Source organism: Microbacterium sp. 22242, assembly GCF_052045495.1.
Lineage (GTDB): Bacteria > Actinomycetota > Actinomycetes > Actinomycetales > Microbacteriaceae > Microbacterium.
This window is the reverse complement of sequence record NZ_JBQEOZ010000011.1, coordinates 42,294-54,333: the sequence shown is the minus strand read 5'-3', so window position 1 is coordinate 54,333 and position 12,040 is coordinate 42,294. Positions and strand designations below refer to the sequence as shown.

The 12,040-nt window shown below is 72.2% G+C and carries 15 protein-coding genes; 12 read left to right on the top strand and 3 right to left on the bottom strand.

What is annotated here, in order from left to right; genetic code table 11:
- Positions 1 to 76: 76 nt before the first annotated feature.
- The 3 genes from ACTJJZ_RS12795 (at position 77) to ACTJJZ_RS12785 (ending at position 1,972) form a co-directional block, all read left to right on the top strand.
- Positions 77 to 367: a DUF1905 domain-containing protein gene (locus ACTJJZ_RS12795; RefSeq protein WP_440721569.1), complete on the top strand. Its 291-nt coding sequence runs from the start codon at positions 77 to 79 to the stop codon at positions 365 to 367.
- A gap of 100 nt (positions 368 to 467) precedes the next feature.
- Entirely contained in the window at positions 468 to 1,322 is an 855-nt protein-coding gene (locus tag ACTJJZ_RS12790) for a Rieske 2Fe-2S domain-containing protein (RefSeq protein WP_440721568.1), read from the top strand.
- Entirely contained in the window at positions 1,319 to 1,972 is a 654-nt protein-coding gene (locus tag ACTJJZ_RS12785; protein WP_440721567.1) for a UdgX family uracil-DNA binding protein, read from the top strand. Before ACTJJZ_RS12790 ends, ACTJJZ_RS12785 begins: the two co-directional genes overlap by 4 nt.
- Positions 1,973 to 2,071: 99 nt before the next feature.
- Here the strand turns inward: ACTJJZ_RS12785 and ACTJJZ_RS12780 are convergent, their stop codons facing one another.
- Complete coding sequence (locus ACTJJZ_RS12780; RefSeq protein WP_440721566.1) at positions 2,072 to 2,995, bottom strand: DUF72 domain-containing protein; 924 nt, start codon at positions 2,993 to 2,995, stop codon at positions 2,072 to 2,074.
- Between the two features lie 193 nt (positions 2,996 to 3,188).
- Between ACTJJZ_RS12780 and ACTJJZ_RS12775 the strand changes: the two genes are divergently transcribed.
- From ACTJJZ_RS12775 to ACTJJZ_RS12750, 6 genes are all read left to right on the top strand, one after another.
- Positions 3,189 to 3,674: a prepilin peptidase gene (locus tag ACTJJZ_RS12775; protein WP_440721565.1), complete on the top strand. Its 486-nt coding sequence runs from the start codon at positions 3,189 to 3,191 to the stop codon at positions 3,672 to 3,674.
- An 88-nt stretch (positions 3,675 to 3,762) separates the two neighbouring features.
- A complete protein-coding gene (locus ACTJJZ_RS12770; protein ID WP_440721564.1) occupies positions 3,763 to 3,975 on the top strand; it encodes a response regulator in 213 nt (70 codons plus the stop codon).
- Positions 3,968 to 4,588: a CYTH domain-containing protein gene (locus tag ACTJJZ_RS12765; RefSeq protein WP_440721563.1), complete on the top strand. Its 621-nt coding sequence runs from the start codon at positions 3,968 to 3,970 to the stop codon at positions 4,586 to 4,588. Before ACTJJZ_RS12770 ends, ACTJJZ_RS12765 begins: the two co-directional genes overlap by 8 nt.
- 108 nt (positions 4,589 to 4,696) lie before the next feature.
- Entirely contained in the window at positions 4,697 to 5,857 is a 1,161-nt protein-coding gene (locus ACTJJZ_RS12760; protein WP_440721562.1) for a type III polyketide synthase, read from the top strand.
- Complete coding sequence (locus ACTJJZ_RS12755; RefSeq protein WP_440721561.1) at positions 5,847 to 6,569, top strand: methyltransferase domain-containing protein; 723 nt, start codon at positions 5,847 to 5,849, stop codon at positions 6,567 to 6,569. Before ACTJJZ_RS12760 ends, ACTJJZ_RS12755 begins: the two co-directional genes overlap by 11 nt.
- The gene (locus ACTJJZ_RS12750; RefSeq protein WP_440721560.1) at positions 6,556 to 7,704 is read left to right on the top strand and encodes an FAD-dependent oxidoreductase; all 1,149 of its coding nucleotides are present in this window, start codon (positions 6,556 to 6,558) and stop codon (positions 7,702 to 7,704) included. The genes ACTJJZ_RS12755 and ACTJJZ_RS12750 overlap by 14 nt, the downstream gene beginning before the upstream one ends.
- A gap of 78 nt (positions 7,705 to 7,782) precedes the next feature.
- Here the strand turns inward: ACTJJZ_RS12750 and lpdA are convergent, their stop codons facing one another.
- Entirely contained in the window at positions 7,783 to 9,180 is a 1,398-nt protein-coding gene (gene lpdA / locus ACTJJZ_RS12745) for a dihydrolipoyl dehydrogenase (protein ID WP_440721559.1), read from the bottom strand.
- Positions 9,181 to 9,290: 110 nt separating this feature from the next.
- Here lpdA and ACTJJZ_RS12740 point away from each other — a divergent pair, with 110 nt between their 5' ends.
- The 3 genes from ACTJJZ_RS12740 (at position 9,291) to ACTJJZ_RS12730 (ending at position 11,114) form a co-directional block, all read left to right on the top strand.
- Positions 9,291 to 9,767: an FHA domain-containing protein gene (locus tag ACTJJZ_RS12740; RefSeq protein WP_440721558.1), complete on the top strand. Its 477-nt coding sequence runs from the start codon at positions 9,291 to 9,293 to the stop codon at positions 9,765 to 9,767.
- Positions 9,767 to 10,444: a transcriptional regulator FtsR gene (gene ftsR, locus ACTJJZ_RS12735; protein WP_440721557.1), complete on the top strand. Its 678-nt coding sequence runs from the start codon at positions 9,767 to 9,769 to the stop codon at positions 10,442 to 10,444. Before ACTJJZ_RS12740 ends, ftsR begins: the two co-directional genes overlap by 1 nt.
- A gap of 118 nt (positions 10,445 to 10,562) precedes the next feature.
- Positions 10,563 to 11,114 (top strand): MerR family transcriptional regulator, encoded by a 552-nt coding sequence (locus tag ACTJJZ_RS12730; RefSeq protein ID WP_440721556.1) that lies wholly within the window; start codon positions 10,563 to 10,565, stop codon positions 11,112 to 11,114.
- 80 nt (positions 11,115 to 11,194) lie between these two features.
- On the opposite strand, the gene ACTJJZ_RS12725 is transcribed toward ACTJJZ_RS12730, so the two are convergent.
- Complete coding sequence (locus ACTJJZ_RS12725; RefSeq protein WP_440721636.1) at positions 11,195 to 12,004, bottom strand: ParA family protein; 810 nt, start codon at positions 12,002 to 12,004, stop codon at positions 11,195 to 11,197.
- Positions 12,005 to 12,040 lie beyond the last annotated feature (36 nt).

Here is a 12,040-nt window from a genome sequence, read left to right as displayed (position 1 = left end):
ACGAAGAGACGATAACTCGTACATCCGACATGCGATCCCGGATCCGGAGTCGATCCGCGCGACTACGCTGAAAGCCGTGCGGATCGAGTTCGACAGCGAGGTGTGGCGGTGGGCGGCGCGCACCGACGCCTGGTTCTTCGCCTCCGTGCCGGAGGAGCTGTCCGCCGAGATCCACGAGCTGCCGGCGCCCCCGCGCGGGTTCGCCTCGCTCCGGGTGCAGGTGCGCGTGGGGTCGACCAGCTGGCGCACGTCGATCTTCTACAACGGCAGCGAGTACGTCCTGCCGCTCAAGCGCCAGGTGCGCGACGCCGAGGGATTCGGCGAGGGGGACACGATCCTCGTCGACCTCGAGATCATCGACCTCTGACCCGCATCCGACGGCGCCCCTCCGTGTCAAGCCCCGTTGACCGCGTCGGAACCCGGGGGTAGACAGAGAGGCCCAACGACGCGGTGCGGAGGAGCGATCCATGCGAATGCTGACAGCGGCGATGCAGACCCTGATCGAGAGGATCGGGAAGACGAAGGAACTCGATCCGGCGGCGGAGAAGGTGAGCGGCTGGGTCGACACGGCCACGCGCTCCGCCTCCGTGAAGAACGCGCTCTCCGGTTCCTGGCTGGGACATCAGGCGCATCCCGTGCTCACGGACCTGCCGATCGGGGCGTGGGGCGCCGCCACGGTCCTCGACCTCGCCGGCGAGGAGCGGGCGGCCCGGCGCATGGTCGGCCTCGGCATCCTCGCATCCGTGCCGACGGCGCTGTCCGGCGCCTCCGACTGGTCCTCCATGCACGGCCCCGACAAGCGCGTCGGCCTCGTCCACGGCCTCGCGAACGCGACCGCCTCCGTCCTGCAGATGACGTCGTGGCTCGTGCGCCGTCGCGGGCACCACGGCGCCGGCGCGGCGCTCAGCCTGCTGGGACTCGGCTGCACGCTCGGCTCGGCGTATCTCGGCGGGCACCTCTCCTTCGTGCGCGGCATCGGCGTGAGCCGGACGGCCTTCCAGGACGAGGTGGACGACTGGACGGACGTGGCCGCCGATGCCGACATCGCCGAGGGGGCCCTGACCCGGGTGACCGCGGGTGACGTCCCGGTGCTGCTCGTGCGGCAGCGCGGCGATCTGCACGCGATCTCGGCCGTCTGCACGCACGCGGGCGGACCGCTCGACGAGGGCGAGCTCGACACGGACGGCTGCGTCACCTGCCCGTGGCACGGCAGCCGGCTCCGCATCGAGGACGGCTCCGTGCAGCGGGGACCGGCGAGCGTCGCGGAGCCGTGCTGGCAGACGAAGGTCCAGGACGGCCGGATCCTGCTCCGTTCGGCATGAACGGGGACGACGACGGCGCCGCGGAGGACCAGGGCGCGCAGCCGTGGGTCCCGGCCGGGGCCGGCGTCGGGAAGCTGCGTGCGGCGGCGGAGTCGTGCCGGGGCTGCGAGCTGTGGCAGGACGCGACGCAGGTCGTGTTCTCCCGCGGCCCGGCCCGGGCCAGGATGATGCTCGTCGGCGAGCAGCCGGGGGACCGCGAGGATCTGGAGGGCGAGCCCTTCGTCGGACCCGCCGGCCGGGTGCTGCAGGAAGCCCTCGGCGAGGCGGGCATCGACGAGGAGGCGGTCTATCTGACCAACGCGGTCAAGCACTTCCGCTTCGAGCGCCGCGGGAAGCGGCGCATCCACGAGAAGCCGGCCGTCTCGCACATCGTCGCGTGCCGGCCGTGGCTGGAGGCGGAGATCGCCGCCGTGCGTCCGGCGGTCGTCGTGGCGCTCGGGGCCACCGCGGCGCGGTCGCTGCGGGAGCGGACCGAGCGCATCGGCGACGTCCGCGGCCAGGTGCTCGAGACGTCGGATCCCTCCGGCACTCCGCTGGTCGTGACCGTGCATCCGTCCAGCCTGCTGCGGCTGCGCGACGCCGACGATCGGGAGGCGGGCCGCCGGGCGTTCGTGGCCGACCTGCGGACGGCGGCGGCCCTGCTCGGCTGAAATCCCGACACGTCGGCCGCCCCCTCCCGACACGTCGGCTGACCCCTCCCGACACGCCGGCCGAAATCCCAGGCGCCGGCTGATCGCCCGGGTGGCGTCTCAGGGCTCCACGGCGCCGTGGTCGCCGACCAGGGCGGCGAGCGCGAGCGCGTCGTGCGGCGCGTGGCCCCGCGCGTCGTTGTCGAAGTACGCGTACACGTCGCGCGGGCGGCCGTCGCCGGATCCGCTCGTCCACTCCCGCACCCGGCGCGCCCACTCGGTCAGCTCGTCCTCGCGGTAGCCGCTGTGGTACAGCTCCTCCGAGCCGTGCAGGCGCACGTAGACGTGGTCCGAGGTCAGCTCCTCGAACCGCGGCCATCTCCCCGCCGTGTCGGCGATCACGAGGGAGACGTCGTGGCGGCGCAGCAGCTCCGTCGCGGCAGGGTCGCCGAAGCCCGCCGAGCGTGGCTCGAGCGCGTACCGGATCGGCACGTCCGCGTCGATGTGGAGCCAGGACCTGCCGTCGAGGCGCTCGTCGTGCCGCCGGGCCAGGGCGAGGGCGCTTCCGGTCGTGCGCGGCAGTGCCGCCAGGAACGCGTCGAGCACCGCAGGGTCGAACCGCTGCCGCTCGGGCAGCTGCCACAGGATCGGGCCGAGCCGGTCCCCGAGCGCGAGCAGGCCGGAGGCGAAGAAGTTCGCCAGCGCCGTCTCCACACCCCGCAGCCGCAGCATGTGCGTGACGTAGCGGGAGCCCTTCACCGCGAACACGAAGCCGTCCGGAACGCTGTCCCGCCAGCGCTGGTAGCTCGCGGGACGCTGCAGTGCGTAGAAGGATCCGTTCAGCTCGACGCTCGAGAACCGCTGGCCGATGTATTCCAGCTCGCGCGCCTGCGCGAGGCCCGCCGGGTAGAAGTCGCCGCGCCAGCGCGCATACCGCCAGCCGGAGACGCCCACTCTGGCGCGCCCCTGCGCGCCGGGGCGTGCGCGCTCGTGCGCCACGGCGGGAGGCGCGGGCCGGTGAAGGCCGGGATCGTGGGATGTCATGTGCGACTCCTTCGACACCGCGACCGTATCCGGCGTTCCCGCGGAGAGCCGAGCCGGTTGACGATCCCGCAGCGATCGCCTAAAGAGATCGCCTAAAGAGGTCGGCGACGCGCGGAGACGGGGAGGGCTGCGGAGCCGGCGCCGTTGTCCACAGGCGTCCCACGGACCCTCGCCGATCTCCTAGTCTTCCCGCATGGATCCGCTCCTCGTCGACCTGCACGCGGTGCTCGTCGCGCTGGCGCATCTCGGCCTGCTCGGGATCGGCGCCAGGCTCATCGTCGTCGACATCGACACGCACCGGCTCCCGGATCGGATCGTGCTGCCCACGCTCGCGGGAACGGTCGCGCTCGTGCTCGCGGAGGCGCTGCTGACGGGGGAGCGCGATCCGCTGACCGGCGCGCAGTGGGGGATGCTGCTCCTGGGCGGCTTCTATGCGCTCCTGCGGCTGCTGAGCCGGGGAGGACTGGGCGGCGGGGATGTGAAGCTCGCTGCCGTCATCGGCCTCGTGCTGGGCTGGCACGGCGGACAGGCGCTCCTGGTCGGCGCCGCAGCCGCGTTCGTGCTCGGGGCCGCGCACGCGCTGGGACTGATCGCGCTGCGCCGGGCGGACCGTCGCACGCACATAGCGTTCGGGCCGTGGATGATCGTCGGCGGCGTGCTCGGCGTCGCGGCCGGATGAGCGGGTCCGCGCCCTCCGGCTCCGCCCCGGACCCGCGGCGAGGGCCGGGATCCGCGCCCCGGCGCGCTCGCGGCGATAGGGTGAGGACATGGCACTCGCGCGACTCCACGGCGGCCCGCTGGACGGGCAGATCCTTCCCCTCGGCGCAGCGGACGACAAACTGATCGTCCCCTACAGCGAGACCCAGGTCGTGTACAACCGCCGGGGCGAGCCGACGCACACCGGTGCGCACGACGGTCCCACCGAGGTGGACTACTGGTTCGACGAGTCCCTCGAGGACATCGATCCGTCGGATGACTGAGCACTCCCGCACCCTCGAGGTCGAGCGCAAGTACGACGTCGACGACGAGACGCCGCTTCCGCGGTGGGATGCGATCCCCGGTGTCGACGCGGTCACCGAGGGCGAGGCCAGGGCCCTCGACGCGCGCTACTTCGACACCGCCGCCGGCGAGCTGGCCCGCAACGGCGTGGCGCTGCGGCGTCGCACCGGAGGCCCGGACGAGGGCTGGCACATCAAGGGCCCGCGTCAGGGCGACGGCCGGCTCGAGCTCGGCTGGCCGCTCGGCGGCGATCCCGGCGACGCCCTGCCGGACGCGGTCGCCGCGGCCGTCGCCCGCTGGACGTCGGAGCCGCTCTCCCCGCTGGCCCGCATCGAGAACGCCCGCACCGCCTATCTGCTCACCGGCCCCCAGGGCGTGGTCGCCGAGTTCGTGGACGATCTCGTCCGCGCGACCGACCTGCGCGGCGGCGGGCGGCGCGAATGGCGTGAATGGGAGATGGAGCTCGGGCCCGCTGCGCCCGCCGACGACGAGGGCAGGGCGGCGTTCTTCGCCGCGGTGGAGCAGGCGGTCACGGCCGCAGGCGGAAGGGCGTCCGCGTCCGGATCCAAGCTCGCCCGCGCCCTCGGCTTCTGATCCACGCGGCCGATCCGTCCGCTGACCGGGCAGTTCTCCGTCTCGATCGCCTCCGCGGGGGAGCGCAAGCCCCTTCCGGCGGGGCAGGGCGCGTGCTTGAGTGGCACCATGAGCGGCTCCGCGGTGCTGAGGTCCCTGCAGACGGTCGTGCCCGACACGATCCTGCACCAGAACGAGGTGCGCGACGTCTTCGCCGCGCAGCCCGGGCTCTCCCGCCTCGCCAGGCGGATCGTCACGGCATCCTTCGACGGATCGGGCATCGACACCCGCCGCACCGTGCTCGGCGAGCTCTCGCTGACGGCGGAGACGGAGGAGCCGGTCTTCTTCGACCGCACCACCGGCGCGCTGCTCTCGCCCGGAACCGGGGTCCGCAACGACGTCTACACGCGCGAGGCGGGCCGGCTGTTCGTCGCCGCGGCGCGGGCGGCGCTGGAGGCTGACCCCGAGTTCGACGCCGCCGACATCACCCACGTCGTCACGGTGTCCTGCACCGGATTCCACGCTCCGGGGCCGGAGTACGCGATCGTGCGTGCGCTCGGGCTCTCCGACGCGGTGCAGCGCTACCACCTCGGATTCATGGGCTGCTACGCGTCGATGCCCGCCCTGCGCGCGGCGAGCCAGTTCTGCGCCGCGGATCCGGACGCTGTGGTGCTGGTGGTCAGCGTCGAGCTGTGCACGCTGCATCTGCGCACCTCCGAGGACCCCGACGTGATCATCGCCTCCTCGCTGTTCGCCGACGGGGCCGCAGCCGGGATCGTCACCGCACGGCCGGCCCGATCCGCCGTCCCCGGCCTGCGCCTGGACCGCTTCCACACCGCGATCGCGCCGGAGGGCGAGAAGGACATGGCGTGGACGATCGGCGACCGGGGGTTCGAGATGGTCCTGTCCACCGCGGTGCCGCAGATCATCGGCGAGACCATCGTCGAGGCGCTGCGCCCGCTCTATCCGGACGAGCTGGCCGGCCCCTACGACGAGGGACGGATCGGGGAGGCTGTGCGGCACTGGGCGATCCATCCCGGCGGGCGCAGCATCCTGGACCGGGTGCAGGACCGGCTGGGCTTGAGCGACGCGCAGCTGCACCCGGCGCGGGAGACGCTGCGGGTGCACGGGAACATGTCGAGTGCGACCGTGCTGTTCGTGCTGCAGCGGATCCTGCAGGAGGAGGGGGCGCGCGACGGGGATCGGGTCTCGGCGATGGCCTTCGGGCCGGGGCTGACCGCCGAGAGCGCCCTGATGACCGTGATCGGCGCGGAAGGCGATGCACGCTGATCTCGCCGCTCGCGCGGTCGACGCGCGCGAGCTGATGGACGACCCGGGGGCGGATCGCGGGATGCTGGAGCGCACCTACCGGCTCTTCCGCATCGTCAACGCCGTGGTCTCCCGGCCCGGCGCCGTGTACCGACGGGACGTGCGTCCGCGGGCGCGGGCGGGGCAGGTGCGGATCCTCGACGTGGGCGCGGGCGGCGGCGATCTCTGCCGCGTGCTCGCCCGGCACCTCGCCAGGGACCGTCTCGACGCCGACATCACCGCGCTGGACGCCGACGAGCGCGCCACCGCGTGGGCGGCCGCTCAGGACGGGGGCCTCGGCGTGACCTACCGATGCGCACTGGTCGCCGAACTGGTGCGCGCCGGCGAGGCCTTCGACATCGTGCTGTCGAACCACCTGCTGCACCACCTCAGCCCGGCCGGGCTGCAGGAGATGCTCGCGGACACCCGCCGTCTCGCGGCACCCCGGGGCCTGGTCGCGCATCATGACATCGCCCGCGGCCGCACCGCGTACGCCCTGTTCGCCGCCGGCACCTGGCCGTTCGCCGCGAACCTGCTCGCGGGGTCGTTCATCCGGGACGACGGGCTGACCAGCATCCGGCGCTCGTACACGACGGACGAGCTCGCGGCCGTCGCCCCGCCGGGCTGGACGGTGCGGCGCGGCGTGCCGGCCCGTCTCGAGCTGCGCTGGGAGCAGGACGATGCCGGATCCTGACCCGCTGCTGGATCTCGCGCCGGTGCTCGATCACGACGTCGTGGTCGTGGGTGCGGGGCCGGTCGGACTGCTGCTGGCCTGCCTGCTCGCGCAGGACGGCATCGACGTCGTGATCTGCGAGCGCCGCCGGGGCGAGGACCGCCGGAGCAGGGCGATCGGGATCCATCCACCGGGCCTGGACGCCCTGGAGCACGCCGGGGTGGCGACCGCGTTCCGGACCGAGGCGCTCGCCCTGCACGGGGGCGACGTGCTCAGCCGCGGCAGGGTCCTCGCCTCCCTGGACTTCCCGGAGGGCCGCCGCGTGCTGGTCGTCCCGCAGCAGCGCACGCACGCGCTGCTGCGGGAACGTCTCGGCGCACTCTCGGCGACGGCGCTCCGCTCCGGTTGCACAGCGCGGGGGATCCGGGACGAGGGCCGCTTCGTGCGCGTGACGGTCGACGCCGACCAGGGGCGGCGCGAGCTCACCGCGGCTTTCGTGGTGATCGCGGACGGCGTGCACAGCGGCTTCCGGCGCGAGCTCGGGATGGGGTGGGACCGCCGCCCTGGCCGGGCCGTCCACACGATGCTGGACGTGGACGACCCCGCCGCCGGCACCAGGGCGCTGCTGCACTGCGAACCGGACGGGCTCGTCGAGTCGTTCCCGCTGCCGGGCGCACGGAGGCGATGGGTGCTGCGCGGGGACAGGGACGGCGTCGCCGAGGGGTTCCGCACGGCCGTGGCGGAGCGCATCGGCACGGATCCGGACATCCCCGATGACGCGCGACCCACGGCGTTCGTCGCCGCGCAGCATCGGGCGCGCACGGTCGTCCGCGGGCGGACGGCGCTGCTCGGCGACGCCGCGCATGAGATCAGTCCGATCGGCGGCCAGGGCATGAACCTGGGCTGGCTGGACGCCGACCGGCTCGCCTCCGCGATCCGCATCGCCCTCACCCACGGCTCGTCCGACCTGCGCGAGTACGCCCGCCGGGTGCCGCGGTCCGCCCGGGCCGCGCAGGCGCGTGCAGCCTTCTACATGGCCATGGGCGCGCCCGCGCGGGGACTCCCGCTGCACGCCCGCGAGGCGCTCATCCGGGCGCTCGGGTCCGCACCGCTGGGCGAATGGTCGGCGGGGCTGGTCACAATGGGAGGGCTGTGACGCGCGAGGCCCCCTGACACGCAGGAAGGCCCGGTCACACGTGCGGCGCGACCGGGCCTTGCTGCGAACGGGATCGGATCAGAAGTTGATCATGTGACCCGCGAGGCCGTGGAAGCCCTCCTGCAGCGCCTCCGACAGGGTCGGGTGGGTGTGCACGTTGCGCGCCAGCTCGAGCGCGGTGAGGTCCCACTTCTGCGCGAGCGTGAGCTCGGGGAGCAGCTCGGACACGTCCGGGCCGATCATGTGCGCGCCGATGAGCTCGAGGTGCTCGGCGTCCGCGATGAGCTTGACGAAGCCGACCGGCTCGCCCAGGCCGTGCGCCTTGCCGTTGGCCATGAACGGGAAGGTCGCGACCTTGATCTCGCGGCCCTCGTCCTTCGCCTGCTGCTCGGTGAGGCCGAACGAGGCCACCTGCGGCGAGCAGAACGTCGCACGCGGCATCATCCGGTAGTCGCCCAGCGTCTGGGTCTCGGCACCGCCGATGGTCTCCGCCGCGACGACACCCTGCGCCTCGGCCACGTGGGCGAGCTGCAGCCTGGCGGTCACGTCGCCGATGGCGTAGATGCCCTCGACGTTGGTGCGCATGTGGTCGTCGATGTCGATGGCGCCGCGCTCGGTGAGCTTCACGCCGGTGTTCTCCAGGCCGTAGCCGGTCACATTGGGGGCGAAGCCGACCGACATGAGGACCTTGCCCGCCTCGATCGACGACTGCGCGCCGTCCTTGCCGGTGTAGGTGACGGTGACGGACGAGCCGTTGTCTGAGACCTTCTCGACCTTGGTCGAGGTGAGGATGTCGACGCCGTAGTTCTTGTACTGCTTCGTGATCTCCTTCGACACGTCCGCGTCCTCGTTGGGCAGCGCGCGGTCGAGGAACTCGATGATCGTGACCTTCACGCCGTAGTTCGTCAGCACGTAGCCGAACTCCATGCCGATCGCGCCGGCGCCGACGATGACGATCGACTCGGGCAGCTCACGGGAGAGGATCTGCTCCTCGTAGGTGACCACGTTGTCGCTGAGCTGCACGCCGGGGAGCAGGCGCACCGTGGATCCGGTCGCGATGATGACGTTGTCGTAGGTGACCTCTTCGGTCGTGCCGTCGGACTTGGCCACCGAGATCGCCTTCGGACCGGTGAAGGTGCCGCGGCCGTCGTACTCGACGACCTTGTTCTTCTTCATCAGGAAGTGGATGCCCTTGACACGGCCGTCGGCGACGACGCGCGAGCGGTCCCACGCCTTGCCGAAGTCGATCGTGAACTCTCCGGAGATGCCGAAGAAGTCCGCCTTGTGGTTCAGCGTGTGCGCGAGCTCGGCGTTCTTCAGGAGCGCCTTGGACGGGATGCAGCCCACGTTGAGGCAGACACCGCCCCAGTACTTCTCCTCGATGATCGCGGTGGACAGGCCGAGCTGGGCGCTGCGGACGGCGGCGACGTAGCCGCCGGGGCCAGCGCCGAGGATGACGACGTCGTAGTGTGGCATGCCCTCAGCCTATCGTCCGCGGCGCGCCGCCGGGCAGTCGTGACGGCTGGACGCGGCTGTTTCGCGCCGCCGTCATCCGATAGTCTGGAACGCCAGAGGAGGGGTGCACTGTGACTGAGAACGACGTTCCCGAAGGCGCGGTCCGGCGAGGCGGCGAGGCCGCCCACGACACGACGCAGACGTTCGGGCACGACTCCGACCTGTCCTTCGTCCCGTTCGGCGCCGATCTGACCGAGGTGGAGAAGGCGGCGATCTCGGCCCTGCCGTCGGGTTCCGCGCTGCTGCTGGTGCGCTCCGGAGCGCTCGCTGGCGCCCGCTACCTCCTGGACACCCCGGTCACCACCGTGGGCCGCCACCCCGAGGCCGACATCTTCTTCGACGACGTGACGGTGTCGCGCCGTCACGCCGAGGTGATCCGCACCGGCACCGCCTTCGAGATCGTCGATCAGCGCTCGCTGAACGGCACCTACGTCAACGGCGAGCGCGTCGACCGCAGCGAGCTGCGCAACGGGTACGAGATCCGCGTCGGCAAGTTCCGGCTGAACTTCTTCGCCTCTCCTGCGGACCTCGCGCAGGCGGGCGCCTGATGGCGGCATCGGCCGCCGAGCGTTCCGCCCCGTCCGGGCTGCTGAGCATCGGCCAGGTGCTCGCGCGTCTCACGCCGGAGTTCCCCGACGTCCGCGCCTCGAAGCTGCGCTTCCTCGAGGAGAAGGGGATCGTCGCCCCGGTGCGCACCCCCAGCGGGTACCGCAAGTTCTCCGCCGCCGATCTGGAGCGGATCCGTGTCGCCCTCACCTTGCAGCGCGACCAGTACCTCCCGCTCAAGGTCATCCGCGAGCACCTCGACGCCCTGGACGCATCGGGCGCAGCCCCCGCGCTGCCCGCCTCGATCATGGCCGGTCCCCGGCGGTACCGCCGCGACGAGCTGCTCAGCGCGGCCGGAGCGAGTTCGGCGCTGCTCAGCGACGCGGTGAGCAGCGGCATGCTGCCGGCCGCCGAGGCCTATCCCGAGTCCGCCGTCACGCTGCTGCGGGCGCTGGTCGCGCTGGACAGCCACGGGATCGGTCCGCGCCACCTCCGTCCGCTGCGGCAGAGCGCCGAGCGCGACATCGCTCTGGTGCAGTCGGCGCTGTCCGCGCTGCTCCGCCGCACCGACACCCCGTCCCGCGCCAGGGCCAGCGAGATGGCCCCCGAGCTCGCCTCCCGGCTGGATGAGGTGCGCTCGCTGCTGGTCAAGGACGGCATCGGCCGGCTGCTGTCGTAACGAACTGATTGCGACACACCCCCGACGCGCGCCGGATGTCGTTGTCGCCGGCACCGCGCTGGCCTACCGTGGAGACAACGACTTTCACGTTGTGGTTTAAGGATCTGGAGGAGATGGCATGAGCGCCGAGGAACGGGGCGACGGACCGTCGTTCGGGGACGATCTCCTCTTCACCGACGGGCTGCCGGCGATGGATGACGAGGTCGGCTACCGCGGGGCGATCGCCGCTCGCGCAGCAGGCATCACCTACCGCCAGCTGGACTACTGGGCGCGCACCGAGCTGGTCGTGCCGACCGTCCGCGGCGCCAGCGGATCCGGGTCGCAGCGTCTCTACGGCTTCCGCGACATCCTCGTGCTCAAGCTCGTCAAAGAGCTGCTGAACACCGGCATCTCGCTGCAGCAGATCCGCACAGCCGTGGACCAGCTCCGCGCCGCGGGGATCCGTGACCTGGCCGGCACGACGCTGATGAGCGACGGCGCCTCGGTCTACCTGTGCACCTCGAACGACGAGGTGATCGACCTGCTCAGCCGCGGTCAGGGCGTCTTCGGCATCGCCGTGGGCAAGGTCTTCCACGAGGTCGAGGCCACGCTCGTGGAGTTCGACGCGCTCGTGCCCGAGCAGCAGCCGATGGACGACCTCGCCGCGCGCCGCTCCCGCCGGTCCGCCTGACACCGGACACAAGACACAAGAAGAGCCGGCCCCTGCGGGGACCGGCTCTCGTCGTCGGTGTGCGCGTGTGCGCCGGGTGCTCAGACCCGGCTGTCGTCCGGCAGGGCGATGCGACCGGTGCGGATCACCCGGTCGAGCAGCGTGTCGAAGTCGGCTGCGAGCTCCTGCGCGGAGTCGCCGGGCCAGATGTGCAGCGGCTTCGCCGCGCCCTGCGCCTGCTGCAGCGAGGTGCGCTCCGGCAGCTGCGGGCTCAGCACGAGCGGTCCGAACATGTCGCGCAGCTCCTTGATCCGGAACTGGTGCTCGATGGACTGCGGGCGCACGCGATTCACCACGATGCCGAGCGGCTGCAGGCGGGGGGAGAGGCCTCGGCGGATCTCCTCGATCGCGCGCAGGGCGCGGTCCGCGGCGGCCACGGAGAACAGGCCGGGCTCGGTGACGACCATGACCCGGTCGCTCGCCGCCCACGCGGTGCGGGTGAGGGCGTTCAGGGACGGCGCGCAGTCGATCAGCACGAGGTCGTAGTCGGCCTCGACCGAGGCGAGCGCCTCCTCGAGCTTCCAGACATCGCGGACACTGGGGTGCGGGCCGTCGAAGTTGATCGCGGACGGGCTGCCGATGAGCACGTCGATGGTGCCGGGATGCACTTTCGCCCAGCCCGAGGAGGTGATCGCCTGACGGACCACCTTCTCCTTCGGGTTGGCGAGGACGTCGGCGACGTTGAGCCGCCCGGCGACCTGGATGTCCATGCCGGTGGACACGTCCGACTGCGGGTCGAGGTCGACCACGAGGGTCCGGACGCCGCGGGCGAACGCCGCCGAGGCGAGGCCGAGGGTCACGGTGGTCTTGCCGACACCGCCCTTGAGGGAACTGACGCTGAGTACGTGCACGAACACCACGTTACCGTCCTCTAGGCTGAGGAAACA